The following is a 26,052-nucleotide window of genomic DNA, read 5'->3' as shown; positions in this document are numbered from 1 at the left end:
TATATATATTACTTTTAAAAGGGGAGAGATTTTTCATGTTTACATTTGATTGGAAACGTCTAAGTATGGCCGCTGGACTTTCACTAACACTTATCGCCGCAGGTTGCGGTTCTGATGATGGGAACGAATCCACATCTGGTTCTGATAGCGAAGGTTCTTCAGGTGCAAGCGAAGAAGTTAATTACGGTGAAGAGATGGACTATGAAATCACAGGTATCGAAGCAGGTGCTGGTGTAGTAGGTGCCGCTCAGACAGCTGTTGAAGAGTACGAGAACCTTGCTGGATGGGAAGTTGCGACTTCTTCTTCAGGTGCAATGGCAACAGCACTAGGTGAAGCAATCGAGAACGAAGAGCCAATCGCTGTTACAGGATGGACGCCACACTGGAAATTCGCAAAATATGACCTTAAATATCTAGAAGATCCAAAAGGTGTGTTCGGTGGAGCGGAAGAAATCAAGACAATGGTTCGCCAAGGACTTGAAGACGAGAAGCCGAATGCATATACACTTCTTGACCAGTTCCAATGGACAGCTGCTGACATGGAATCTGTAATGCTTGAAATCAATGGTGGTGCAGAACCAGCAGAAGCTGCAAAAGCTTGGATTGAAGAGAACCAAGACAAAGTAAGCGAGTGGACGAACGGCGTTGAAGACGTTGACGGCACAGAAGTAGAACTTGTTTATGTAAACTGGGACTCTGAAATTGCTTCAACAAACGTTGTAGCAGAAGTAATGAAGTCTAAAGGCTTTGACGTAACAATCACGCCTCTAGATAACGGACCAATGTGGGAAGCTGTAGCTGAAGGTGAAGTTACAGGAATGGTAGCTGCATGGTTGCCAGCGACTCACGGTGATCTTTATGAGCAGCACCAAGACAACTTGGTTGACCTTGGTATGAACCTTGAAGGTGCTAAAGTAGGTCTTGTTGTTCCATCTTACATGGAAGTAGACTCTATCGAAGATCTTCAACCAGCTGAATAATTGTAATACGAAAAAAGCTTAAGGGCCTTCCCTTAAGCTTTTTTTACGTTAGAACATCTTTGGATAGAATACCATGCTTTTCTATGTAACATTTTCATTACAAAATAAAACCCGGATGACACAAGTTTTGCAGCATGCGTCGTCCGGGTTTTATTAGATATAAAATGCGGCTGTTTATTACTGATGATTAACGATTTCGTGGCTTGGTTGTGTATCGTTGTTCTGCTGCTCTGCTTTGGCTTTTTCCTCTAATTCTTTCAAGCTTGCTTCAATTTGCTCTAAATACTTTTGGATGTTTTTCTGGTGCGGCTCTACGGTCTGCTTCCAGCTCTCGATGGATGTTTTCACATCTTCTGAGAGATCTTTGATCAATTCAGCGCCTTCTTTGGATGTTTGGGCGATTTGATCTTTCAACTGCATGCCTTCTTCACGCAGGCTGAGGACAGTCGTTTTAAGGTTCTGACTCTTCAGCTTGGCATTCTCCCTCAGGTCTCTTCCTGAAGAGGGGGTATTAAGTAAGGTATAGGCGGCTCCTGCAGCTCCACCTACAAGAACTCCCAGTGCAAGTGATTTCAGATTAGGCATAACAAAACTCCTTCCTATTTGCATCTTACTTTTTATTTTCTCATATTATTAAAGAATGAAACCTAATTCATGAAAATAATTTCACGAAAGATAAAGGAAGGCACTACTGAAGAGTAGTGCCTTGGTGAAATCGATGTGATGTTTTGACTATTCGGATGTTATGCTTTACTTCCACGTGGCTGCAGTGCGGGTGAAAGGTCTGCAAGCGATGTACGCTTCATGATTGTCGTGATGATCGGGTAGGTAATCCCGACGAACAACACGTTAAAGGCTGTTGTTGGAAGGACAACAGCAAGGAACAACGCTGCGAAGCTTCCTTGAAGCATCCCGAGGACGTACAGCACGATGGTTAGGAAAACGGTGCCGCTGATTAACGTACCGATTCCTGCTAGTGCCGGCTGTGTCACTTTGAAGCGGGCCAGGCGTTTCGTTAACAGGACCAAACCTAAGAATGCGAAAGCTGTAATCGGCTTTTCAATGACATTAGCAATCTGTCCACCAGGTACGGCCGTCGTTAGACCTGAAATAAGGCCAGTGACAATCGACAGAAGCAGTACATAAGACGGCTTAGGAAATAGAAGGATTCCTAAAAACAACATCGCAAGCATCATATCTGGTTTCATACCAAGCACAACACCTGGTATCACGGTATGAAGCACTGCACCGATTCCTGCTAACAACGAAAGCATAACTAATACACGAGTATTCATTTGAAACATCTCTCCTCAACTATTCTAGTCTCATCTAGTTTTTTTTACATCCCATACGTGCCCTCTCTGACCGTATGCGAATGCATAATTGTATTATATCAAATTTGAGCTGTCGTTCAAGCACTATAACTGCGCATTGATGTCTGCTGCAATGGTCTGTAAGTCGTCTGTCGAATAAGCATCGGAATTCACTTCCCATTTGGCTCCGAACCCATCATTCTCATCGTATCTCGGGATGAGATGGATATGTAAATGGAAGACGGACTGACCCGCAGGTTCCTCGTTGTTATTCAAGGTATTCAATCCGATGGGCTGATAAGCAGACTTGATCGCCTTGGCAATCTTCGGCACTCTAGAAAATAGTTTCTCCGCTACCTCAGACTCTGTGTGATAAATGTCTTTACAGTGCTCTTTAGGAATCACCAGCGTGTGTCCTTTGGTTACTTGACTGATGTCGAGAAAAGCATAAACATCTTCATCTTCATACACTTTAGCAGATGGAATGTCTCCGTTTACAATTTTGCAGAAAATACAGTCCTTATCTTGATTCATATGCTCACTCCTCTACGTTTTGCCTTATTGTACCACAATCCAAGTCCTGAACTCGACAGGTAGACCATAAGTGCAATGGGGAGAGAAGATATGGTAAACTTTCATAAGAATAACTCAGGTGAAATGAGGGAGTTAAAGTGCAATCGTTATTAAAAATTGAAAACCTCCATGGAGGCTACACACATAAAAATGTTCTGCACGGCATCTCTTTTGATGTGAAACCCAATGAAATTGTCGGATTGATCGGGTTGAACGGTGCAGGAAAGAGTACAACAATCAAGCACATCATCGGGATGATGCAGGCGAAGAAAGGGAAGGTCTCCATAAAGGGAACCTCCTTTGAAGAGAACCCGGAAGAATATCGACAGCAGCTCGGCTACATACCCGAAATGCCGATTTTATATGATGAGTTGACGTTATATGAGCACTTGCATTTAACGGCAATGGCCTACAACATCCCGGAAGACGTATTCAAGAAGCGTCTCGATCCGCTGCTCAAAGAGTTTCGACTTGAGAAAAAATTGAAGTGGTTCCCTGTCCATTTCTCAAAAGGGATGAGGCAGAAGGTCATGATCATGTGTGCCTTCTTGATCGAACCAGAATTGTATATTGTGGATGAACCGTTTGTCGGACTTGATCCGCTCGGTATCCAATCTTATCTTCAAATGATGGAGGATATGAAAGAGAAAGGTGCAGGCATTCTGATGTCTACTCACATTTTGGCGACGGCAGAGAAATACTGTGACCGATTCATCATTCTTCATGATGGTGAAATACGGGCTCAGGGGACACTGAGTGAGTTGAGGAAGTCCTTCCAGCGACCGGATGCTTCGCTGGATGATATTTATATTGCTCTGACGAAGGAAGAGACAAGCTCATGATTGATGCTAAAAAGTTTTGGATGCGTCGTTTTACCGAACACGTAAAGGAAACGAACCGCTACTTGAAATATATTTTCAATGAACATATTGGCGTTGCCATGCTGTTCTTTATATCAGCACTTGCTTATTACTACCAGCAGTGGCTCGCGGAACTGCCGGAGGACTTTCCCACCGGCGCGATCATCGGTATTTCATTTGGTTTGATTGTCAGCTACAGCCCTGTTCGTACGTTGCTCAAAGAGCCGGACTTAGTGTTTTTACTGCCTGCTGAGTACCAACTCGGTGATTACTTCAGACGATGCCTGTATTACAGCTACGTCGTTCAGCTTTATCTTGTGTTTCTTGTCGCTGCAGCACTCGGACCGCTATACTTCGCAGGGTTCCCAGAGCTTGGGATGTCCTACTATTTGATGCTGATCGGCATTATGCTCGTCGTAAAGCTATGGAATCTGCTTTCAAATTGGTGGATGTTGAAAGAGCGGAATCCGAGAATCCGTGGAATCGATCAAGTAATTAAAGTGTTCCTTAATGTCTCCATCTTCTATTTCCTTGCCAAAGGGAACTGGGGCTATGCCAGTGTTGTAACGATTCTGCTTGTCGTATTGGTGTTATACACCTTCCAATTAAGCCGTCAAAAAGCCGGACTAGCCTGGGATCTTCTCGTGAGGAAAGACCAGCAGCGGATGCGCACCTTTTACAGGATTGCGAATATGTTTGTGGATGTCCCTCACTTGAAAAATACGGTCAAGAAACGCCATCGTCTCGTAAATGCTGTCGCTTCGATGGTTTCCTATAATCAGAAAGAGACCTATTCCTATTTGTACCGTATCACTTTCATCAGAAGCAGTGACTATCTAGGTATGTATCTGCGTCTGATCGTAATCGGTGCTCTTGCTATTTGGTTTGTCCCGAACATTTGGGTGAAAATTGTATTTGCCCTGCTATTCATTTACCTTAGTGGGTTTCAGATGATGACACTTTGGAATCACCACCGAACGATTGCTTGGCTTGATATTTACCCGGTGAAGCAGGAGTGGAGGAAGAAGGCACTTGTTCAATGGCTCAACCAGATTTTGCTCGCACAGACGTTCCTATTTGGTCTGTTGTTTATCTTCCAGTGGAACCTCCTTGGGTTGGTTGTTGTCTGGGTAGGAGGAAGTCTATTCAGCCTTACGTTCGTCCGTATGTATGTGAAACCAAGATTAACACTTTAAAATGAAATGCTCCTTCCTTTAGAAGGAGCATTTTTCATTAGTTATATTGTAAAAAGGAGGAAACAGATGAGGGTCAGAAGAGCTGTGGTGGAGGATGCTGAAGGGGTGGCTCGGGTTCAGGTCGACACTTGGAAGTCCACCTACAAAGGCATAGTTCCTGATGAGTACTTGGAAAAAATGACGTATGAGAATCGAACGGCTAAATGGAAAACAATCATTCCTGCTCAGTATGTCTATGTAGCGGAAGGCGATACAGGCGATATCATAGGCTTTTCGCATGGCGGTACGAATCATACAGAACAATTTACTTCTTTTAAGGGAGAGCTTTATGCCATTTACATACTGGAAGAGTTTCAGAGGCAAGGGCTTGGCAGGACTTTGATAGAGCCTGTTCTTAAAAGGTTAACAATCGACGGAATCGATTCAATGATGGTATTCGTTTTAGAAGACAATCCCTTTCGTTTGTTTTATGAGAAGCTGGGGGGAGAATGGCTTGGTTCAGCAAAAGCAGAGATGGTGGGGAGAACGCTCCAGGAATCTGTTTACGGTTTTCGTGACATCCATACATTATTAAGTGAAATAACGACCGCCCCTCAGGAGTAGGCTTGAGGGGCGGTCGTTTTGTTGGTCAGGATTCTTGATAACTTCTAAATGCTTGAATCAGTGTTTTGGCTGCATGATTGAGTGCTTTTTCATCAAAATCGAATTTCGGATGGTGGTGCGGGTAATAATGATCTGGAATTTGACCACCCGTAAAATAGAAGGCTCCAGGCTTTTTCTGCATGTAATAAGCAAAATCTTCACCAGCCATGGATGGTTCCACTTCTTCTGTCGTTAGAGAGGCATCAGCTTCATGAGAGCGGTCGAGCACTAAGGAAGCTTCCTTGCTGTGATTGACTACTGGAGGGTAACCTCGTTCATAATTCAAGTCGTAATCAGCCCCGTTCGCGACACAGGTGCCCTTGATGATCTTTTCCATTTCTTCAATGATGAGTTCCTGAACTTCCGGGTCGAATGTGCGGACCGTTCCTGTCAGTCTGGCAGAATCAGATATGATATTGAAGGCATGACCGGCCTCGAATGTTCCAATCGAGAGAACCGCTGTCTTCAACGGATCAACTCGTCTGCTCACCACTTGTTGAAGCTGGGTGACCACTTGGGAAGCAATCACGATCGCGTCTTTTGTCTGATGAGGAATCGCTCCGTGTCCCCCTTTCCCTTGGATGGTCAACTCGAATCGGTCAGCACCTGCCATGAATGGTCCTTTAGATGTTTGAATCACACCTGTAGGGGCGTTCACCCAGATGTGGGTGCCGAAGACGGCATCGACGTGATCGAGCTTTCCTGAATCCATGATCGGCTTGGCACCACCAGGAGAATACTCTTCCGCGTGTTGGTGCAGGAATACAATAGTACCCGGTAACTGATCTTGAAAAGGAAGAAGAGCTTCCGCAAGGCCAAGAAGTGATGCAGTGTGGCCATCGTGACCGCATGCGTGCATGACGCCATCATTCTTGGATTTGTACGACACATCATTCAATTCCTGGATGGGCAGTGCATCGAAATCCGCTCGGAGGGCGACCGTCTTCCCAGGCTTTCCTCCTTTCAGCGTAGCGAGTACGCCATTTCCGCCTACATTCCTCTCATAGGGAATACCAAGGCGTTCGTATGTATCTACTATAAACTGAGCCGTCTGCTCCTCTTGAAAGGATACTTCAGGATACTGGTGTAAGTGACGTCTTGTCTCCAACATTTTATCGTATTGGTCATCGATTGCTTTGAAAATATCTTCCCACATCACGCATCCTCCTCATAGTTGATTGTGTAAAGTTTAATACAGGTTTAGAATATTCTCAAATTTTAAGGGTCGAAACAATCGAGATCTTTCTTCATATTAGATGAACAGACACGAAGCCTATTCTTGAGCGCACAAAAAAACCACCTGGGTGTTCCCAAAGGTGGTAGTAAGAGGTTTATAGACGTGAATCCTGCAGAAGACGGCTGATCTCTTCCATATGACCTGTTTCATCAGCGATCATATCGTCAAGTTTAATGGAGAGTTCTGTTAAACCGAGCTCTTCGGCCTGTGCTTTACGTTCCTCGTAGCGCTTAATGGTCTGCCGTTCTGCTTCCTTAGCCTCTTCCAGCATTCCTTTTACCTCGCTGATCTGTTTAACAGGAGCAGGAGTGGTAGTAGGGGTGCCTCCAAGTGTGCTGATTTTTTCTGCTAAATAAATGGCATGGCCCTGCTCATCCGCAATTTCACCTTCAAAAAATGGTTTCAATACAGAGCGGTAAAGCCCGGAAACAACGGCGGCGTTATTGGTGTACATAATCGATGCAGCATATTCATGGGACAAGTCTTCGTTCAACCCTTCAATGAGAGCCTGCATTTTTTGATCCATAAAGTAACCTCTTTCTGTAAAAAATTTGGCACATCATCAATATTCCCAGCTTCGTCGTAAATAAACGTAGACGGAACCCGAATGAAGGAAATGTAGAGGTTTACAAGCACCTATAAAAAGTGTTTTGTTTTCGAGAGATTTACTTGTATAATAGCAGGTGGGAGAGGTAGAAAGGATTTACGTATATGAATAGTAAGGAAGACAATTACTTATTTATTGCCTGGGCAATAGCATTGGCAGCAATGGCGGGTAGCCTGTTTTACTCTGAGTTCATGGGCTATGAACCATGTGAACTGTGCTGGTATCAGCGCATCCTCATGTACCCCCTTGTTCTCATTTACGGAACAGCCCTTTGGAAGAAAAATAGTGATGTGGCTCTGCCGGGAGTCATCTTGAGCGGCATAGGTATGCTTGTGTCGACGTATCACTACCTTTTACAAAAGGTGCCGGGAATGACATTGGGAGATGCGTGTGGAAACGTTTCTTGTAGTGCCCAGTATGTGAACTACTTTGGATTCATCAGTATCCCGTTTATGGCGGGAACAGCATTTGTTATAATATTTGCAACACATGTATTGTTGTTACTAAAAAGGAGATCGACGGTATGAAGCGTAACATGGTAATTTTTGCGACTGTGCTAGCGGCGTTAGTTGTCGTATTAGTGTTTGTCGTTCAATATCAGAACTCTCAACAAGTTGAAGGAAATCCATACGGAAAGTCCAACTTGAATCAGGCAACGATTGATCAGCTGGACAGCCCGTATTATCAAAATCAAATACAGCCAGATGAACTGCAAAGTCAAATTGAGTCTGGAGAAGAGACAACGGTGTATTTCTACAGTCCGACTTGCGTCCATTGTCAGCGTACAACACCAATCGTTGATCCGATGGCAGAAGAATTGGGAGTAGACATGAAAAAATTGAATCTTCTTGAATTCCAGGACCAATGGCAGGAATATGGAATTGAAGCGACACCGACGATTGTTCACTATGAAGACGGAGAAGAAGTAGCCCGTGTGGTAGGGGAACAGCCTGTCGATACATTCGATACCTTCTTCCATGATGAAGTCTTGAATGACTCAAGCGCAGAAGCCGAAGAGTAAAGAAAAGTGAGCGGACCTTTGGCCGCTCACTTTTTTTATTCATCGATATTCACCATGTGGTATTTTGTAATGTAAGCATCGCCATCGATAAAGGACGGCTTCTTCTTATGTTTCGGTCCTGATTTCTTATGAGCATCATCGAATGACTTGGAGTTTTTCCAATCTTCAAAGTCCTGTGCGTTGCGCCATTGTGTTAAGACCACATACGTATTACCTTGAAGAGGCCTTAAGATGCGGATGGCTTGGAAGCCTTCGCGGTTTTCAACGTTTCCCGCTCTGTTTTTAAAACGGTCCTCGAACACGGGACGACCTTCATCTGCAACAGGAATATTGTTCATCACGACATAACCTTCAGCCTTTAATTCACCGACATAATCAACCGTCTCGTAATTTCGACCCTCTTCGAAAATCGAAGCGTCTTCGCAATAAGCAACGGTTTTATCTTGGTCCTGCATAATGAAGAGTTTGGAATCTGGATGTTTCTTTTTGAGTTTAGTTAAGTATTCAAGAGTACCGCTTGTCATTGAAACCTTCATAATCCATGTCTCCTTTCCTGCTATATGTTCAGTGTAGCAATAGCCGGAAGGAGACCGCAAGTTTGACGCGGAAGAATAGAAAGGATGCACAACAGTGAACATCAAAGAAAAAGTACGTAATCTGCCACCATGGACAAAACACCTGAAGTGGCCCGGTATCATCGGGCTTTCGCTGCTCTTTTTGATGATGATTGGCTATTTCATCATCTTATTCGGCGGTCGGTTTGTAGTCGAAGAACGTGCCCTTGTCATGGACGAGTTAACGACTGTTGAAACGACAGACGGTGAGTTGATCGAGAGAATTTACACGAAGAACCGGGAAATTGTCGAGGGGGCTGAAATTCCTTCTCATGTAAAAGATGCTTTCGTAGCCATTGAGGATCAGCGCTTCTATGACCATTCAGGAGTCGATTTCAGAGCGATCTTACGAGCGATATACAAGGATATATTGGCAATGGAGAAAGTAGAAGGCGGAAGTACGATTACTCAGCAGCTTTCGAAAAATCTGTTCCTAACAAATGAGAAGACGTGGATGAGGAAAACAAAAGAAGTCATGGCTGCGATTTACCTCGAACGGAATTATTCCAAAGACGAGATCCTGGCGCTTTATTTGAACCGAATTTACTTCGGTGAAGGGACGTATGGGATTCAGTCTGCTTCCAAGCACTACTTTGACCGTCCGGTTTCTGATTTGACGGTGGCTCAGGCCGCTCTCTTGGCTGGACTTCCGAAGGCACCGAATTATTATTCACCATTCGATAACCCAGAGCAGTCCATTCAAAGAAGGAACCTTGTCTTATCTGAAATGGAGCAGTACGGATCGATCTCGGTGGATGTGATGAAACGTATGCAGGGATCGACACTCGCTGTAGCACAGCAGGAAGAATTGAATGACAATGGTTCGAATAGTTACGTGGACCTCGTCATTGATGAAGCGGCGGAACGGTACCATATGTCGCGGGACGAGTTGAAGCGGGGAGGCTACCAGATTGTCGTAGCAATGGACCCTGTCATTCAAAAAGTCGCTGCCGAGAAGATGCGGGATGGAGAATTTGTTCCAGGTGACAGCGGCCCTGTAGAGGGAGCTTTTACACTGATGGATAACGAAACAGGCGCCCTGTTAGCGGCTGTCGGAGGACGGAACTTTGAGCATGGCGATTTGAACCGTACTCAAGTGAAGAAGTCCCCTGCTTCTGTTATCAAGCCGTTAGCTGTATACGGTCCTGCTTTGATGCAAGGCGATTATCGCCCGTTCAGTGTTCTCTCAGACCGTAAGCAGACGTTTACAGGCGGTTATGAGCCTTCAAACTACGATGATCAATACCAAGGTGAAGTTTCCTTATATCAAGCTCTTGTCGAATCGAAGAACGTCCCTGCCGTATCCCTTTTAGAAGACATCGGCATCGACTATTCGAAGTCTTATTTAGATAAGCTTGGTCTGTCAACAGACGACCATGGCCTCGCGATTGCGTTAGGTGGTCTTTCGGAAGGCTATTCTCCCATTCAGTTGACAGAAGCCTACGGCAGCTTCGCACGTGACGGAAAGAAAGTGGAGAGCTATACCATTGAAAAAATTGTTGACCGGTACGGGAATGTCATCCATGAGCACCAACAGGAGGAAGTGCAGGTTTTTGATGCCCAGACGGCCTGGAACATGACCGAAATGCTGCAGACTACGGTAGAAGAGGGGACCGCTAATTCCGGGGAATACGGAAAAGCGCTGGCAGGCAAGACGGGAACCCAGCAAGGACAGGGCGGCAATAAACATGTATGGTTCGCAGGGTACACGCCACAGTATTCTGGAGCTTTATGGATGGGATACGACCAGTCTGGTGAAGGCTTCAGCATTCAAGGAAGCAGTGCCTACCCTACGAGACTGATGAAGGATATTCTCAGTAGTATTGATCAACAGCAGCCGCTTACAGCATCCTTTGAGAAACCTGAAGGTGTAGAGGAACTGCCAAAGCCGATTCGACTTCCGGAACTGGATGAAGTGAAGGGGTCACTGAATCTAGCTGGACTTGCCACTTTCAGAGGTTCACTCGAGTGGACCCCTTCTTCGGATGACCGGGTCGTGTACCGTATTTATAAAGAAGAACAAGGAGAAGATGTGAGAGTAGGGGAAGTGACAGGGGCAGGTTCCTATCAAGTGAATGCCTTCAGCATCTTTGATGAAACGAACTTCTACGTGGTACCTTATGACCCGCTTACAGAACTCGAAGGCTCCCCATCGAATCGCGTCACCCTTAGCTGGGATATTTGAAGTGAAAAAAGAACAAAATCATGACATTTTCATCATTTTTCTATACAGAAACCGAATATATCGTTATAGTGGAAAACGGACAAAGACGAACGTGTTAAAGGAGTCATGTAAATGAATAAAATCGAGAATGATACAATTCTCCGAGCGTTTCGCGGGGAGAAGACAGAACACACACCCGTTTGGTTTATGCGCCAGGCTGGGAGATCTCAACCTGAATACAATAAGCTGAAGGAAAAGTACTCTCTGTTTGAAATTACACATCAGCCTGAACTTTGTGCCTATGTTACGAGGCTTCCGGTTGAACAGTACGGGGTGGATGCCGCCATCCTTTACAAAGATATCATGTCACCGCTCCCGTCTCTTGGAGTCGACGTGGAGATTCAAAAAGGAATCGGACCTGTCATTCATAATCCGATTTCGTCAAAAGCAGATGTGGAAAAGCTTGGAGAAATCGATCCTGAATCGGATGTTCCATATGTATTGGATACGATTCGCCTATTAACGAAGGAACAACTGACCGTGCCGTTGATCGGTTTCAGTGGTGCCCCGTTCACACTCGCAAGCTATATGATTGAGGGTGGTCCTTCGAAGAACTATAATAAGACTAAATCTCTCATGTACAGTGAACCGATGACGTGGTTCGCCCTCATGGATAAGTTGGCTGACATGGTCATCACTTACGTCCGTTCCCAAATCAAAGCTGGAGCGAAAGCCATTCAAATCTTTGATTCATGGGTAGGGGCTTTGAATGTTGAGGACTACCGTACATTCATCAAACCTGTCATGCAGCGGATTTTCTCCGAGTTGAAGGAAGAAGGAGTCCCGTTGATCCTATTTGGTGTTGGGGCACGTCATTTAGCACACGAATGGAACGATCTTCCGATTGATGTCCTTGGTTTGGACTGGAGAATGTCCATTACAGAAGCACGCCAGGAAGGCATTACAAGGCCACTTCAGGGGAACCTCGATCCTTCCATTTTACTATCCGATTGGGATGTAATTGAGGAGAGAGCGAAGCGTATCATCGATGAGGGAAGACAACATCCTTCTCACATCTTCAACTTAGGTCATGGAGTCACACCGGATATCCAACCTGAAACATTGAAGCGGTTGACTCAGTTGATTCATGATTATTCAAAATCGAACTAAGAGGTGAATAGACATGGCAAAGAAACAAATGGGTTTACTCGTAATGGCATATGGTACCCCATATAAAGAAGAAGACTTAGAAAGATACTACACACACATCCGCAGAGGACGCAAACCTTCAGACGAGATGCTTCAAGATCTGCGTGACCGCTATGATGCAATAGGCGGGATCTCTCCTCTGGCGCGTATTACAGAAGACCAGGCTGAGAGCATCAAGGATGCTCTGAATGAGAAACAAGACGACATCGAGTTCAAGCTTTACATCGGTCTGAAGCACATTGAACCATTCGTTGAGGATGCTGTTCAGCAAATGTCTGAGGACGGAATCGAAGAAGCGGTCTCCATCGTCCTCGCTCCTCACTATTCGACTTACAGCGTGAAGTCTTATAATGGACGCGCGAAGGAAGAAGCGGACAAGCATGGCATTACGATTCGTTCCGTTGAAAGTTGGTACGATGCTCCCGGTTTCATTGATTACTGGAAAGAAAAGATTGAAGATGAGTATGCCAAAATGGACGAAGAAGAAAAGCAGAAAGCCTGCTTGATCGTCTCCGCTCACAGCCTTCCTATGAAGATTCTTCAAGGCGGAGACCCTTATCCGGACCAATTGAAACGTACGGCTGAGCTCCTATCTGAAGCGACAGGCATCACTCAATATGAGATTGGCTGGCAAAGTGAAGGAAATACTCCAGACCCTTGGATTGGTCCTGATGTTCAAGACTTGACGAAGGATCTATACGAAGAGAAGGGTTATCGATCGTTCGTATATGCCCCGGTTGGATTTGTATCTGATCACCTTGAAGTCCTATATGACAATGATTATGAGTGTAAAGTGGTTTGTGACGAGGTAGGAGCTAATTACTATCGTCCTGAAATGCCGAATACGCACCCTAAATTTGTCGACACTTTAGCAGACGTCGTCAGGGAACAAGTAAAGAAGTAGGGATATGATGTCACAACAAAAAAGAGTCGTCGTAATCGGTGGAGGGATAACGGGCTTGACCGCTGCCTACCGACTTCAGCAAGCCTCTTCTCAACAGATAGACGTTCAGTTGATGGAAGCTGGCGACCGTCTCGGCGGAAAAATTCAAACTGTAAGAAAGGACGGGTTTACCATTGAGCGTGGACCCGATTCTTTCCTTGCCCGAAAAGAAAGTGCCGGACGTTTAGCACAAGATGTAGGGCTTGAAGATCAACTGACCCCGAACGGTACGGGCCAGTCCTACATATTGGTGAACGGTAAACTTCACGCTATGCCGAGTGGATCGTACATGGGCATCCCAACCCGGATCCGGCCGTTCCTTTTCTCCGGGCTGTTCAGTCCATTAGGGAAAGCTAGAGCCGCTATGGATCTTGTTAAACCCGCAAGGAAAGTAGACGGAGATCAGTCGCTGGGGTTGTTTTTCAGAAGAAGGTTAGGGAATCAAGTTGTAGAGAATCTGATCGAACCATTGCTTTCCGGCATTTATGCAGGAAGCATTGATAAATTAAGTCTACAGGCAACCTTCCCCCACTTTTATGAGTTGGAGCAGAAATATGGAAGTCTGATTAAAGGGCTACGGCAAACAACTTCGATCCCTAAGCGGAAAAAAGGGGAGAAGAAGCCGAGTATGTTCCTCACACTCGAAGGCGGACTTGAAACGCTGGTAGATGCTGTTGAGAACCAATTAGAAGAAGGTACGGTTTTAAAGCAGACGAAAGTGGACCATATTGAGAGAAAAGGGGACATCTATCATGTAATGCTCAGTAACGGAACCGTTGCTGAAGCAGATGCTGTCATCCTTGCGGCACCCCATTTTGCTGTTCAGCGAATGCTCACCCAGTATGAATTCCTTGAACCGTTCAAAGAGACAAATGCGACTTCCGTAGCCAACGTGGCCATGGCCTTTGATGCCTCCGCTGTCAAGAAGGATATCGATGGTACAGGCTTCGTTGTTTCAAGGAACAGTGATTTCAGAATTACTGCGTGTACGTGGACGCACAAGAAATGGCCGCACTCGACACCGGATGGGAAAGTATTGCTGCGCTGTTATGTAGGCAAACCGACCGATCAGGATGTCGTAAATTACTCGGACGATGAAATCGTCGAGCTTGCTTTGAAGGATCTGAATCGTACGATGAATATAACAGAAAAACCTGAATTCTCGATCGTGACTCGCTGGCATGATGCTATGCCTCAGTATCAGGTGGGGCATAAGGAGAAGCTTGAGAACGTGGAAGATAAGATGAGAGAAACGCTTCCTGGTGTATTTTTAGCAGGAGGTTCTTATCGGGGAATCGGTCTGCCGGACTGTATTGATCAAGGTGAGGCAGCCGTTGAGAAGGTATTACGTTATATGAATCTCACGTAAAAGTTGAAACAGAGGACTTCAGCCTTCCATTCCAAAGGACGATGCATGAAAATTCATGCATCGTCCTTTTTTGTTGAAATTCATTACGTGACATAAATCAGCTCATTTTTGAATGGGTTTTGTTAGTCTTGTTCTATTCTTGTCGATGGACTCTACAAATCCTTGTAAGGGCTTGCAAGAATGATAGATGATTAGTATCATGGGATATGGAAACGTTTTCAAGTGCAGGTAGAAATCTATCAGGGGGAATAGGAATGGCTACCATAGAAGATGTAGCGAAGCTGGCGGGACTTTCAAGAACGACGGTATCGCGCGTGATTAATGATCAGCCTTACGTTACAGATGAGAAGAAACAACGCATCTTAGAGGCCATGGATGAGCTTGGGTATGTGCCGAATTCCTCGGCTCGACGATTACGAAATCAACGGACAGATACAATTGCGGTTCTTTTGCCCCGCATTACCAATCCATTTTTCGCAAATTTAATTGAATCGATGGAGAAGAAGGCATCCCATTGGGGATATCAAATTATTGTCTGTCAGACTCACGATTCTAAGAAAAAAGAAATGGATTACTTACAATTATTAAAGACTAAGCAGGTCGATGGCATTGTCATGACGTCACTATGCAACGACTGGAAAGCGGTTGAGCCCTACTTAGATTCCGGCCCGATCGTTCTTTGCAATGAATATATGGAAGAGATGTCTGTCCCTATGGTTCATATGGATCATCGAAGAGCCGCCTATGAGTCGACCATTCATTTAATTGATCAAGGTTGCCAAAACTTATCCTACGTATGTGGTGGGTCTGATACGTACCTCGCTCAGGAAAGAAAAGCCGGGTTCCTAAGGGCTTTAGAAGAGCGTTCTCTTCCTTTTCTTGAAGAGGCGATGATGGACTGGGCGATCCACGTTCAAGATGGACGTGAAGTGTTCCAGCGTATTCAACAAGAGTTTCCTTATGTAGATGGCGTATTCACAGGGTCGGATGAAGTAGCAGCCGGTGTTGTGTACGAAGCTGTCAAATCCGGTGTGGGTGTCCCTGATGACTTGGCCGTTGTCGGCTTTGACAATCAGATGCTTTCGTTATTGATGGTTCCGGCGCTGACAACGATTGAGCAGCCCGTCGAGAAAATGGCAGATCGTACGATTGAAGTGCTGGTGAAACAGCTGATGTACCCAACGTCAGTTAAAGCAAGGCGTTACATCTATTCTCATAAATTACTAGTTAGAGATTCGACGTTGAAAGAACAGTTGATTCACACGTGATGTTCCCGGATGAACTTGACCAGTTTCCGCTGACTTGATAAAGTTATAAAGTTGGAGTAAGAGAGAAACTGCCTCAGGGTCTCAACCGTTGTGGGATACATAGTGTGACCTTACCCGTTAGCGTATAGACCTTTACCTCAAGGTGAAGGTCTATTTTTGTGGGGGCATAGTTGAAAGGAGAAAACGAGAATGGAGTCCATTTGGGTTGAATATGCGTGGACGTTGCTTATACTGATCGGGCTGGAAGGGTTACTTTCAGCAGATAATGCACTAGTGCTTGCCGTCATTGCGAAGCACCTGCCAGAGGAACAGAAGAAACGTGCCATCAATTACGGAATTTTATTTGCTTTCATATTTAGATTTGGGGCATTGTTTGCGATTTCGTTTATCGCAACCGTCTGGCAGGTACAGGCGATTGGAGCTGCCTACTTGATCTATTTAGGGTTGAAAAATATTCTTAGTCGTGAAAAAGAAGAAGAGGAGACGTCTTCTACATCCAAAGGAAAAGGGTTTTGGCCGACAGTGGCCAAAATCGGAGCGGCGGATCTCGTATTTGCCATCGATTCAATATTAGCGGCTGTAGCACTTGCACTCGCACTGCCGAATTCTCCTCTTCCGAACTTCGGTGGCATGGATGGTGGGAAGTTCCTCGTCGTGATCATTGCCGGTATTTCAGGTCTTGTCCTGATCAAATACGCGGCGACTTGGTTTGTGAAGCTGTTGGACAAACGTCCAAGCCTTGAGACGACGGCGTATTTAATTGTTGCCTGGGTCGGTGTGAAGCTTGCTGTCATTACGGTATCCCATGAGAAAGTGGGTTGGCTTGACCCTCATTTCGCTCATGGTCTTGGGTGGACCGTGGTATTCTGGACGGTTCTATTATCCATTGCCGCTGGTGGGTGGTTCCTTTCAGGGAGGCATTTGTCCAAACAGTCGTCCGGTGAGTCATACGAAAATACAGGGTACTAGTAAAGGAGAGCTCAGAACAGAGATGTTTTGGGTTCTTTTTTTGTGGCAAAAGAAAAAAGCAGCTTATCGAATAGCTGCTCCAGTTTTAGTGGTTCCTTTTCTCTTCAATTGTGGAATACTAACATTAGCGGGCAGGGTGGTCGCAGTCGTCGCAAAGGTTGCCGTAGCAATCGGCTTGTTCTTGAATGACATTGCCGCAGCTGGAGCAGTGTTTTTTAGGCAGGTTACGGAAGAACTCAACGATACTGATCATTAGGAAATCCCCTCCAAATTTTTGTTGTAAAATCATTGTATTATAACAATATGCATAAATCAACCATCTGTTATAAAACAATGTGCAAATAGGAAAAAAGATACAGGAGTGTGATCTTGTGAAAGTAACAGTAGTCGGTTATTGGGGGGCATACCCCGCAGCAGGAAGTGCAACGTCAGGTTATTTATTTGAGAAAGACGGCTTTACCATGCTCGTCGACTGTGGGAGCGGTGTCCTTTCGAGGCTGCAGCAGTTCATCAAGGTGACAGACCTTGACGCTGTGGTGCTATCCCATTACCATCACGATCATATTGCGGATATTGGACCGTTGCAATATGCGTCACTTGTTCAAAATACACTACACGAAACGAAGCGCGTCCTTCCGATTTATGGTCATAATCAGGATGAAGAGCAGTTCGATAAGTTGACGCACCATTATACGAAAGGCATTGAATACAACCCGGATGAGACCCTTCAGGTCGGTCCCTTCACAATTGAATTTCAGAAAACTCAGCACCCGGTTGTCTGTTACGGGATGAAGATAACGGATGGGGTGCACACCGTGACTTATACCGCGGATACAAGTTATTTTGAGGGGTGGTCCGATTTTACTGAAGGCTCTGATCTACTCATCACCGATACAAATTTCTACCGTGGAATGGACGGTGCTAAGGCTGGTCATATGACGAGCGAAGAAGCGGGTAAGATTGCGCAAAAGGCAAGCGTTCAGACCCTCTGGCTCAGCCACCTGCCTCATTTTGGACAGTTGACACGTCTTAGACAGGAAGCGGAAGATGAGTTTCACGGAAATATTGAACTGGCGGAGGAAGGGTTGAGTTGGAATGGATAATTGTCTAATCGTGTCGGAAGGATTACAATGATAGAAGGAAAAGCAAGAAAGGATGAGAACTAGATGCTATTTATTGATCACGAAGGAATAAACGATCCGAGGATTAACCTGGCTATTGAAGAATATGCGCTGAAGAACCTCGATATTAACGAAACATACTTACTGTTCTATATCAATGAACCGTCGATCATCATTGGTAAAAATCAAAATACGGTCGAAGAGATCAATACGAATTACGTAGAGGATCACAACATACAAGTCGTACGCAGGCTTTCTGGTGGAGGAGCCGTTTATCACGATTTAGGAAACTTGAATTTCAGCTTCATTACGAAAGACGACGGAAACAGCTTCCACGACTTCGCGAAGTTCACAGAACCGGTTATTGAGGCTCTAGCAAAGCTCGGGGTGAATGCTGAGCTTTCAGGTCGAAACGATATTACGGCCGAAGATGGACGCAAGATTTCCGGGAATGCTCAATTCTCTACCAAGGGCAGAATGTTCAGCCACGGTACGCTTATGTTCGATTCTGAAATCGAGAATGTCGTTTCTGCATTGAACGTGAAAACAGAAAAGATCAAATCCAAGGGAATCAAATCCATCCGCAGTCGTGTAGCAAATATTTCAGAGTTCCTTGATGAGAAAATCTCTATGGATGAGTTTAAGAATCTCATTCTTCGTTACATTTTCGATGTGGAGGACTTGAAAGATGTTCCACAGTATAAGTTGACTGAAGAAGATTGGGAGAAGATCCATGAGTTGGCGGAGCAGCGCTACAAAAATTGGGATTGGAACTACGGCAAGTCTCCTAAATTCAACATCCAGCACAATAAACGGATCGAAGGAGCAGGGACGTATGACGTTCGTCTCGATGTGGACAAAGGCTATGTGAAAAATGCGAAAGTCTACGGGGATTTCTTCGGTGTCGGGGATATCAGTGAGATTGAAGAGAAGTTAATTGGAACAAAGTATGAACGACAAGCTCTTTCTGAAGCACTAGGAGAAGTGGATGTTTCCCACTACTTAGGTAAAATTACGAAAGAAGACTTCTTGGACATGCTTTACTAAATGAAGAAGAGGTGAGCCGTTTTTTAAGGCTCACCTCTTTTTGACATTTGATGCAGGATTATTCCTGATGCTGGTTACCATGAAAGATTTCGAGAATGGTCTTTCGGGCAGGGACTTGTAATTCTTCATAAGACTTTAAGAATTCGACGTTATCGTAAGGAACCTTTTTCACCTTCACGTCTAAAGAGCCATTCTTTTTATCAACAATTGCATAAGGTGCGTGAGCCGTATGGCTGCACCCAAGAGCCCCGGGGTTTATGTAAATTGTATCGTTTCCACGATAGAAATGCTCGGGGTGATGATGACCAAAACCTATTAGATCAGCTTGTATGTCATGGAATAGCCTTGCCACATTGTCAAAGGATGGTTCAACAATCCTCTTAAAAGGATCCTCGCTTATGTGTTCTAAAGGCTTCCCTAATCCATAATGAGAGAAGTGAAGCAGCCATCCATTCCACTCGACCTGCAGCGTTCTTGTTAAAGATTCTAGTTTTGGGATAAAACGTGCCTCTAAATGATCGGCAATCCATTGATGGTGTGTTTTTACGTGTGCGTGGCTTTTCGGGTGTGATTCATCTCTCAGTAGTGCCAGTACACATTCATCATGATTTCCTGTGATCATAGAAACATCAGATCTTGAGAACAACATGCTTAATACGTCATTTGAATCGGGTCCGATGGCAAGCATATCTCCTAAAACAATAATTCGTTCCACGCTTTCCTGTTGATCGAGATCATCCAGCACAGCACGTAAGGCGGGAGCATTTCCATGCACATCTGTTAAGAGAGCGATACTCATATTTCACCTCCTTCTCACAGATAGTGTAACATGCTTTGATGGAAGGGTTTGTAAAGAAAGATTGATTAAACGTGTTCAATAATTTATAATTAAACTGAAAATTCAAATTAGTAAAATGAATGACTATTCATTCATTTAAGGAGGAGCATGAATGAACGTTAGCGAACAGCTTGAAAGGACAGCGCTTGAGAATCCGACTAAGCACGCTTACATATTCCAAGAGAAAGGGGTATCCTATCAGGAGTTTAACGGATCTGTGACGAAATTTGCTCAATCGTTATCCGAATTAGGGTATGGGAAGGGAGATCATATCGCTCTTGTCAGTGGCAACAGTCCGTTATTTATGATTGGTTTATACGGAGCCCTTCGTGCGGGAGTTACGGTTATTCCAATCAACCCTACGTACACAGTAGATGAATTGAGCTATATTTTGCAGAATGGAGATGTGAAAGCTGTCATCACACTCGATTTGCTTATGGAGAAATTTGAGAAGATGGATCAGGATCTTCAGGTTGAGCATTATTTCGTAGGAGACACTGGTTCAGGGATCGATACGTCTCACTCTTCGTTATCCGCTAAAATGAAATCGTTTACAAAAACAGTGGCCGAGGGAAGTCTTGATTTCGATAAGCCTGCTTTAAACCATGATGATGTAGCTGTGATCCTCTATACTTCCGGAACGACTGGAAAGCCGAAAGGTGCGATGCTGACCCATCAGAACATCTATTCAAATGCAACGGACGTCGCGGATTATTTGGATATCTCCTCAAGCGACCGGGTGATCGCCACATTGCCTATGTTCCACGTTTTCTGTTTGACGGTTGCACTTAATGCACCGATTATGAACGGGGGAACCGTGTTGATTGTACCGAAGTTTTCACCGCAGGATGTATTTACGGTCGCAGCCCAGCAGGAAGCGACCGTATTTGCCGGTGTACCGACGATGTATAATTACTTGCTTCAGACGGGGAAAGACCATGTGGACACGTTCCGTCACATTCGTCTTTGTGTATCTGGCGGATCCTCTATGCCTGTTGCCCTTCTCACAGCGTTCGAAGAGCAGTTTAATGTACGTGTTTCTGAAGGGTACGGTTTATCCGAAGCATCGCCCGTTACAGCGTTCAACCCATTGGACCGTCCCCGGAAAGCAGGTTCCATCGGGCAGAACATAAGCAATGTCGAGAATAAAATAGTGGATGAATTAGGAGAGGAAGTGCCTGCTGGGGAAGTAGGCGAATTGATCGTGCAAGGTCCGAACGTCATGAAAGGGTACTACAAGATGCCGGAAGAAACAGCCGTTACAATTAAAGACGGATGGTTATATACAGGGGATATGGCTCGGGCCGATGACGAAGGGTACTTCTATATTGTAGATCGTAAAAAGGATATGATCCTTGTTGGAGGGTATAACGTCTACCCTCGAGAAGTCGAAGAAGTGTTGTATGAACACCCGGATATCAGTGAAGTAGCGGTTGTCGGAGCCCCGCACCCTGAGCTTGGTGAATCGGTCATCAGCTTCGTAGTATCGAGCAATCCTTCCTTAAGCGAAGAGGCTGTCATCGAATACTGCCGTGCTCATCTCGCCAAATATAAAACACCAGCAAGAGTTGAGTTTATGGAGGAGCTGCCGAAGAATACGACAGGAAAGATTCTCAGAAAGAACTTACGTGACCAAGTGGCGCAAGCCTGATGACGAAGAGAACGCTGGATGAGGTCCCTTTCATCCAGCGTCTTTTTTTATAGTTATTTCCAATACTATGAAACGTGTAGAGGGGGGACATCGTATAACCTATTGAAGGAGTGGTAGAATGGCCGAATTACATGAACAGTTAATGATGAAGAAAAAGCGATGGCTTGAACAGGACAGACTGAAGCGTGAACGGGAAACCTTACAAGCAGAACTTAACGAATTGGAAAGAAAAGAGAGCCACTTAAATAGAAAGCTGTCAGAAGAAAAAGAAGACGTCGAAGCTTTGGAAAAAATGAGTTTGGCGAATCTTTTCTACACCATTTCAGGACGAAAAGATGAGAAGGTCGAACAAGAAAAGCAGGAAGTGATCGAGGCACAGCTGAAGTGGAAAGAGGCCAAACAGTCTGTTCAGGAACTCTCAGAAGACATCCAGCACATAAAGGAACGCATTCATACCCTGGGCAACCCTGGTGAAGAATATGAAGCGCTTTGGGCAGAGAGAAAGCAATACTTAATTCAGAAAGGCGAAGAAAAAGGGAAAGAAATCCTAAAGCTCGCAGATCAGCAGTCTTATTTGGAAGCGGAGCTCGAAGAAGTGGAGGAAGCCATAGCTGCAGGTGATTCCGCTTTGTATGCCCTTCGTGAAGCAGAGGAAGCGCTTGGAAGTGCCAGCAACTGGGGTACACTCGACATGCTTGGCGGCGGCATCATTTCAACAGCCGTGAAACATTCACGCATTGATGACGCCAATGACGCAGTACATAGATCCCAGAGGCACTTGCGGAAGTTTGCGGCGGAGCTCGAGGATATCGGGCAGCATGTATCTTCATCCGTGCAGGTTTCCGGCGCGCTGACCGTTGCGGATTATTTCTTTGATGGTCTGATTGTCGATTGGTTTGTGCAAAATAAGATTCATGACTCTCAAAGTGAAGTGGAGAGCAGTAGAAGGAAAACGCAGGATGCCTTGCATAAACTGAACGATTTGGCATCTCAATTCAAGGATGAGCGTGAGCGTGTGAGAGGGAGAATAAACGCTATTGTAGAGACGAAGAGTGTCTGAATTAGAGGTATGCATGTCATAAACTAACATCTCTGCAATGCGTTGCGGTCTTCCGCAAAAATCTTTCGGTGAAGGATGTTCTGAAATATACTACAATAAGAATCAGATAAGCGATGATGCTTATTGATCTCAATCAACTATTTATGATCTGGTTGTCATAAATAGGTCAGTAACAACCCCTTGTTACTGAAGAGTGTTTTTGTGGGAAAAAGTTCCCCAGAACTTTTTCAAAATTTATTCCCTCACTCAAAAGTTAACCAGTCGTCTCTTTGGCCAATGCTACCGTTAGCATTGGTCCTTTTTTTACTTCGGCTTCTTATGGGTAATCATAAACTCCTCATTGGTTAAATAATACTCTCTTTCCGGTTTCTCCTGTAACAACCCAAGCCTTCTAAGCTTATAATAATTTATCCTTTTGTATGGATCGCTTTCAATGACAGGCGTTTCTTGTGTTTGTTTCATATACGCATCAACGGCTTGTTGTACATGGTCAATTTCTTTAGCAAGATCGTAGTCTTCCTCCTCGAATAGTTCATAGGTTTCGCGTGACATATAAAAAGGCTTGGACGGCTTTGCGTGAAGGAAGGGTGAGAGTAACTCGTAATCGAGCGTCAGGTCATCCTGAATCAATACGCTTAATGGAACATGTGATGGTTTTTGGTCGGAGTATGCATGGATGGCTTTGCGGATCTCATCGATCGACAAGTCGCGGGTTTCCAAAGGAGTGCGGTCTTCACTTGACTTTTTCTTGCGTTTCCACATAAAAGATCCCTCCATTTTAATATAAGAACAGGTGGTGCTGTGATGAAAGAGCAGAACGTGCAGCCGGAGCTGGAATTCTTCACTTTGCTGAATCCGAATTTTGGTCGCGAAGAGAAAAAAAGCCCTGAGACGAAGGACAGTTCTAATCATTCTGATACGTTAAGTATAGCAGACTAATGAAAACGGTTCACATTGAAAGAAAGTTTAGACAATTCTATTATATTTTGGTAAATTAAAAAGGATAAGCGGCGGAATCCGAGCAGGTGACAGCGCCGCTACCTGAATAGAAGGGATGTTTTAGTGGATGGAATACGGCGTGAAGAAAGATTATGAAATCAATTTGAATACGATGGCTCTTCTAGCTGAGTGCGACGAGCGTGGAGAGGTGCTGACGAAAGTATTTGAAGCGGATGGGCGTTTTACGGTCGATAAGTGTCCAAGCCAGGTCGTGGATGATTCATGTCGTTATTTTGCAAGCAGTTTAAATGGTCGAATCTCCGGTACAAAGGAATTAACGAGGTACACGCATAAACCCCCCATTGTCATTTCAGAAGCCATGCGTATTTATTTCTTTCCCATTATCTCTCCGAAGCGTAAAGACTGTACGTGGATCGCCCACAAATTTGTCCGTTCTTTTTACGGTGAGAAAAATCAAACGACAACCATCGAATTTACGAATGGCACGACCATCAATGTTCCTGTCTCGCATGGTATGATTGCCAACCAAGTACAGCGGACAGCTCATTTTCGAGTCATCCTTGAAGATCGTTTGAGGGTGTCATCATCTTCCTCATCTGATTCCCCCGAGCGGGTTGCTGAGACTTTCTCATAAGCTCAAACAGTATCGTTTCCACTTTTTTTCGGATAGCCGGGTTGAAGTAATTGCGCTTCTCTTCGTACCCACGTGCCAGGAAGAGGAAGGAGGTGAAAGAATCATTCCTCCCTGATTCTACGACTTGGATATTCAACCGGTCCATTTGGTTCTTCAGTTCCCTTCTTTCCTTCCTCGCTTCAAGCTCCATTTTTCCAAGCAGCTCCAGGTAGGGTTCTTTTATTTTGAACTTACCGATGTCAAAGTGTTTTCGATCCTGTTGAATGACGACAAGTGCCATGGATAGAAATACGTAGCGGGAAGCGATGTCCAGATCTCTTTGTTTTAAGTTCCGCATGTCATTCTCCTCCATATACGAACGTTTGTTCTCTTTTTGTATTATACCACGTCACGTCCATAACTATGCAAGGAAGTTTTACAAAAGGTTTAAATTGGAAAGGATGAGGATAGGACAAGCTTCATCTGGGCATAACCGAATATTTTGTATAAAATGAAAGAAAACGTAGAAGGGGAAGCCACATCTCATGCGCTCATTAACATTTCACATCGACCGCTACAAAGAAATGGCGGAGAACGATCAATTATTTGAATACATCATCCGTCAGCTTGAGAATTTAGAAAGCCTTGGACCGATTCCTGGAATCCTCCTTCCCTTACTGGAGGCCTTCCTTCCGATCCTGCCTTTAGTCGCATTTGTACTGGCCAACTCGGTCGTATATGGACTGTTCAAAGGCTTTCTATACTCGTGGTTCGGTTCGGTCATTGGAGCAATATCTGTATTCTTCATCATACGAGCACTCGGGCATAAACGCTTTTTCCGATTCATTACACGTCAGAAGCAGGTTGGTAAGGTGATGAAGTGGGTGGAGGAGCACGGATTCGGTCCACTGTTTCTGCTTATGTGTTTTCCTTTTTCTCCCTCCTCCATCATTAACGTCGTTTCAGGACTTTCGAAAGTGAGCAAGCAGCAGTTCATCTTAGCTGCTGTGCTGGGAAAATCGGTTATGATCTTTTCCATCTCTTACGTAGGTGCGAGTATTGCCTCCTTCGCGCAAAACCCTGTCAAATCCATTGTTGTAGGAGCTTGTATTCTCCTTTTCTGGATTGTCGGGAAGTACCTTGAAACAAGAATTAAGAGAAAAGCTGAAAGACGGGCGTACTAAATTGATTAAGTTTAATCTGTCAAGGGTAAAATGTTGTTAGAAACAACACCTGGAGGATTAGACTATGAAAAAATATCGCAAACTCATCCGTACGGTATTGTTCGCCTTACTGTTGGCGTTCGTATTTCGATCTTACTTATTTGCAAGCTACATTGTAGACGGTGAATCGATGGAACCCACTCTTTATGACGGAAACTTGTTGATGGTGAATAAAGTGGTGTACGATTGGCAGGAAGTCAACCGGCATGATGTCATTGTATTTCACGCTAATGAAACCGAAGATTATGTGAAAAGGGTCATCGGAGTTGGAGGCGACTCAATCGAATTCAAAAATGATACACTCTTTGTAAATGGACAGGCCGTTGATGAATCCTATTTGGATCCCCTTAGACCGAACGATGGCAAGCTGTTCACGGACGATTTCACATTGAATGAAGTGACAGGGGTGAATCAGGTACCTGAGGGACATATCTTTGTGATGGGAGATAATAGAAGGGACAGCCTCGACAGCCGGTATTTCGGCTTCGTTGAAGTAGATACGATCGTCGGGAAAGTGGATGTCCGATATTGGCCGTTCTCACAAGTAGCCTTACAGTTTTAATGCAGACAAAGC

30 protein-coding genes are annotated in these 26,052 nt (G+C 44.8%); 20 read left to right on the top strand and 10 right to left on the bottom strand.

Features of this window, described 5'->3' with window-relative positions; all coding sequences use genetic code 11:
- The first annotated feature begins 35 nt into the window (after positions 1-35).
- On the top strand, positions 36-980 hold the full coding sequence (locus LCM20_RS03550; RefSeq protein ID WP_225194046.1) for a glycine betaine ABC transporter substrate-binding protein: 945 nt from the start codon (positions 36-38) through the stop codon (positions 978-980).
- 177 nt (positions 981-1,157) lie between these two features.
- Here LCM20_RS03550 and LCM20_RS03545 read toward each other — a convergent pair whose 3' ends face one another.
- From LCM20_RS03545 to LCM20_RS03535, 3 genes are all read right to left on the bottom strand, one after another.
- The gene (locus LCM20_RS03545; protein ID WP_225194045.1) at positions 1,158-1,565 is read right to left on the bottom strand and encodes a YtxH domain-containing protein; all 408 of its coding nucleotides are present in this window, start codon (positions 1,563-1,565) and stop codon (positions 1,158-1,160) included.
- A 158-nt stretch (positions 1,566-1,723) separates the two neighbouring features.
- Entirely contained in the window at positions 1,724-2,275 is a 552-nt protein-coding gene (locus tag LCM20_RS03540) for a tryptophan transporter (protein ID WP_225194044.1), read from the bottom strand.
- A 123-nt stretch (positions 2,276-2,398) separates the two neighbouring features.
- Entirely contained in the window at positions 2,399-2,827 is a 429-nt protein-coding gene (locus LCM20_RS03535) for an HIT family protein (RefSeq protein ID WP_225194043.1), read from the bottom strand.
- 137 nt (positions 2,828-2,964) lie between these two features.
- Here LCM20_RS03535 and LCM20_RS03530 point away from each other — a divergent pair, with 137 nt between their 5' ends.
- The 3 genes from LCM20_RS03530 (at position 2,965) to LCM20_RS03520 (ending at position 5,525) form a co-directional block, all read left to right on the top strand.
- Positions 2,965-3,708, top strand: a complete 744-nt coding sequence (locus LCM20_RS03530) for an ABC transporter ATP-binding protein (protein WP_225194042.1) — start codon at positions 2,965-2,967, stop codon at positions 3,706-3,708.
- Positions 3,705-4,922 carry an ABC transporter permease gene (locus LCM20_RS03525; RefSeq protein WP_225194041.1) on the top strand — a complete coding sequence of 406 codons (1,218 nt, stop codon included), beginning with the start codon at positions 3,705-3,707 and terminating at the stop codon, positions 4,920-4,922. The genes LCM20_RS03530 and LCM20_RS03525 overlap by 4 nt, the downstream gene beginning before the upstream one ends.
- A 66-nt stretch (positions 4,923-4,988) precedes the next feature.
- A complete protein-coding gene (locus tag LCM20_RS03520; RefSeq protein WP_225194040.1) occupies positions 4,989-5,525 on the top strand; it encodes a GNAT family N-acetyltransferase in 537 nt (178 codons plus the stop codon).
- Positions 5,526-5,550: 25 nt separating this feature from the next.
- Here the strand turns inward: LCM20_RS03520 and LCM20_RS03515 are convergent, their stop codons facing one another.
- On the bottom strand, positions 5,551-6,720 hold the full coding sequence (locus tag LCM20_RS03515; protein ID WP_225194039.1) for an amidohydrolase: 1,170 nt from the start codon (positions 6,718-6,720) through the stop codon (positions 5,551-5,553).
- 175 nt (positions 6,721-6,895) lie between these two features.
- Complete coding sequence (locus LCM20_RS03510) at positions 6,896-7,327, bottom strand: ferritin-like domain-containing protein (RefSeq protein WP_225194038.1); 432 nt, start codon at positions 7,325-7,327, stop codon at positions 6,896-6,898.
- A gap of 185 nt (positions 7,328-7,512) precedes the next feature.
- On the opposite strand from LCM20_RS03510, the gene LCM20_RS03505 reads away from it, so the two are divergent.
- Together LCM20_RS03505 and LCM20_RS03500 are read left to right on the top strand one after the other, a co-directional pair.
- Positions 7,513-7,935, top strand: a complete 423-nt coding sequence (locus LCM20_RS03505; protein WP_225194037.1) for a disulfide oxidoreductase — start codon at positions 7,513-7,515, stop codon at positions 7,933-7,935.
- The gene (locus LCM20_RS03500; RefSeq protein WP_225194036.1) at positions 7,932-8,429 is read left to right on the top strand and encodes a thioredoxin family protein; all 498 of its coding nucleotides are present in this window, start codon (positions 7,932-7,934) and stop codon (positions 8,427-8,429) included. The genes LCM20_RS03505 and LCM20_RS03500 overlap by 4 nt, the downstream gene beginning before the upstream one ends.
- Before the next feature lie 35 nt (positions 8,430-8,464).
- Here LCM20_RS03500 and LCM20_RS03495 read toward each other — a convergent pair whose 3' ends face one another.
- A complete protein-coding gene (locus LCM20_RS03495) occupies positions 8,465-8,965 on the bottom strand; it encodes an antibiotic biosynthesis monooxygenase family protein (RefSeq protein ID WP_225194035.1) in 501 nt (166 codons plus the stop codon).
- A 94-nt stretch (positions 8,966-9,059) separates the two neighbouring features.
- Between LCM20_RS03495 and LCM20_RS03490 the strand changes: the two genes are divergently transcribed.
- From LCM20_RS03490 to LCM20_RS03465, 6 genes are all read left to right on the top strand, one after another.
- On the top strand, positions 9,060-11,228 hold the full coding sequence (locus tag LCM20_RS03490) for a transglycosylase domain-containing protein (RefSeq protein ID WP_225194034.1): 2,169 nt from the start codon (positions 9,060-9,062) through the stop codon (positions 11,226-11,228).
- A gap of 111 nt (positions 11,229-11,339) precedes the next feature.
- Complete coding sequence (hemE, locus tag LCM20_RS03485; protein ID WP_225194033.1) at positions 11,340-12,377, top strand: uroporphyrinogen decarboxylase; 1,038 nt, start codon at positions 11,340-11,342, stop codon at positions 12,375-12,377.
- 13 nt (positions 12,378-12,390) lie between these two features.
- Positions 12,391-13,320: a ferrochelatase gene (gene hemH / locus LCM20_RS03480; RefSeq protein ID WP_225194032.1), complete on the top strand. Its 930-nt coding sequence runs from the start codon at positions 12,391-12,393 to the stop codon at positions 13,318-13,320.
- Between the two features lie 7 nt (positions 13,321-13,327).
- Positions 13,328-14,728: a protoporphyrinogen oxidase gene (gene hemY, locus LCM20_RS03475; protein WP_225194031.1), complete on the top strand. Its 1,401-nt coding sequence runs from the start codon at positions 13,328-13,330 to the stop codon at positions 14,726-14,728.
- 254 nt (positions 14,729-14,982) lie between these two features.
- Complete coding sequence (locus LCM20_RS03470) at positions 14,983-15,996, top strand: LacI family DNA-binding transcriptional regulator (protein WP_225194030.1); 1,014 nt, start codon at positions 14,983-14,985, stop codon at positions 15,994-15,996.
- Positions 15,997-16,185: 189 nt separating this feature from the next.
- Positions 16,186-16,965 (top strand): TerC family protein, encoded by a 780-nt coding sequence (locus LCM20_RS03465; RefSeq protein ID WP_225194029.1) that lies wholly within the window; start codon positions 16,186-16,188, stop codon positions 16,963-16,965.
- 124 nt (positions 16,966-17,089) lie between these two features.
- Here the strand turns inward: LCM20_RS03465 and yhfH are convergent, their stop codons facing one another.
- The gene (gene yhfH / locus LCM20_RS03460; RefSeq protein ID WP_225194191.1) at positions 17,090-17,218 is read right to left on the bottom strand and encodes a protein YhfH; all 129 of its coding nucleotides are present in this window, start codon (positions 17,216-17,218) and stop codon (positions 17,090-17,092) included.
- Positions 17,219-17,336: 118 nt separating this feature from the next.
- Between yhfH and LCM20_RS03455 the strand changes: the two genes are divergently transcribed.
- Both LCM20_RS03455 and LCM20_RS03450 read left to right on the top strand, forming a co-directional pair.
- Positions 17,337-18,068 carry an MBL fold metallo-hydrolase gene (locus LCM20_RS03455; protein WP_225194028.1) on the top strand — a complete coding sequence of 244 codons (732 nt, stop codon included), beginning with the start codon at positions 17,337-17,339 and terminating at the stop codon, positions 18,066-18,068.
- 63 nt (positions 18,069-18,131) lie between these two features.
- On the top strand, positions 18,132-19,133 hold the full coding sequence (locus LCM20_RS03450) for a lipoate--protein ligase (protein ID WP_225194027.1): 1,002 nt from the start codon (positions 18,132-18,134) through the stop codon (positions 19,131-19,133).
- Between the two features lie 58 nt (positions 19,134-19,191).
- On the opposite strand, the gene LCM20_RS03445 is transcribed toward LCM20_RS03450, so the two are convergent.
- The gene (locus LCM20_RS03445) at positions 19,192-19,932 is read right to left on the bottom strand and encodes a metallophosphoesterase family protein (protein ID WP_225194026.1); all 741 of its coding nucleotides are present in this window, start codon (positions 19,930-19,932) and stop codon (positions 19,192-19,194) included.
- A 151-nt stretch (positions 19,933-20,083) separates the two neighbouring features.
- On the opposite strand from LCM20_RS03445, the gene LCM20_RS03440 reads away from it, so the two are divergent.
- Both LCM20_RS03440 and LCM20_RS03435 read left to right on the top strand, forming a co-directional pair.
- The gene (locus tag LCM20_RS03440) at positions 20,084-21,622 is read left to right on the top strand and encodes a fatty acid--CoA ligase family protein (RefSeq protein WP_225194025.1); all 1,539 of its coding nucleotides are present in this window, start codon (positions 20,084-20,086) and stop codon (positions 21,620-21,622) included.
- A 118-nt stretch (positions 21,623-21,740) separates the two neighbouring features.
- Positions 21,741-22,682, top strand: coding sequence for a hypothetical protein (locus LCM20_RS03435; RefSeq protein ID WP_225194024.1), 942 nt, complete (start codon positions 21,741-21,743; stop codon positions 22,680-22,682).
- Between the two features lie 303 nt (positions 22,683-22,985).
- Here the strand turns inward: LCM20_RS03435 and LCM20_RS03430 are convergent, their stop codons facing one another.
- The gene (locus LCM20_RS03430; protein WP_225194023.1) at positions 22,986-23,444 is read right to left on the bottom strand and encodes a DUF3939 domain-containing protein; all 459 of its coding nucleotides are present in this window, start codon (positions 23,442-23,444) and stop codon (positions 22,986-22,988) included.
- Between the two features lie 42 nt (positions 23,445-23,486).
- On the opposite strand from LCM20_RS03430, the gene LCM20_RS20020 reads away from it, so the two are divergent.
- Together LCM20_RS20020 and LCM20_RS03425 are read left to right on the top strand one after the other, a co-directional pair.
- A complete protein-coding gene (locus LCM20_RS20020; RefSeq protein WP_263621899.1) occupies positions 23,487-23,621 on the top strand; it encodes a hypothetical protein in 135 nt (44 codons plus the stop codon).
- A gap of 139 nt (positions 23,622-23,760) precedes the next feature.
- Positions 23,761-24,276: a competence protein ComK gene (locus LCM20_RS03425; protein WP_225194022.1), complete on the top strand. Its 516-nt coding sequence runs from the start codon at positions 23,761-23,763 to the stop codon at positions 24,274-24,276.
- Here the strand turns inward: LCM20_RS03425 and LCM20_RS03420 are convergent.
- Entirely contained in the window at positions 24,197-24,613 is a 417-nt protein-coding gene (locus LCM20_RS03420; protein WP_225194021.1) for a hypothetical protein, read from the bottom strand. The two genes, LCM20_RS03425 and LCM20_RS03420, sit on opposite strands and share 80 nt — an antisense overlap.
- 187 nt (positions 24,614-24,800) lie before the next feature.
- On the opposite strand from LCM20_RS03420, the gene LCM20_RS03415 reads away from it, so the two are divergent.
- Positions 24,801-25,439, top strand: coding sequence for a TVP38/TMEM64 family protein (locus LCM20_RS03415; RefSeq protein ID WP_225194020.1), 639 nt, complete (start codon positions 24,801-24,803; stop codon positions 25,437-25,439).
- Between the two features lie 64 nt (positions 25,440-25,503).
- Entirely contained in the window at positions 25,504-26,040 is a 537-nt protein-coding gene (lepB, locus tag LCM20_RS03410) for a signal peptidase I (RefSeq protein WP_225194019.1), read from the top strand.
- The last annotated feature ends 12 nt before the right edge of the window (positions 26,041-26,052 follow it).

Origin of the sequence: Halobacillus litoralis (assembly GCF_020171725.1) — a bacterium.
Classification (GTDB): Bacteria; Bacillota; Bacilli; order Bacillales; family Halobacillaceae; genus Halobacillus; species Halobacillus litoralis_F.
The sequence above is the reverse complement of the archived record's forward strand: the minus strand, read 5'-3'. Positions and strand labels throughout refer to the sequence as shown.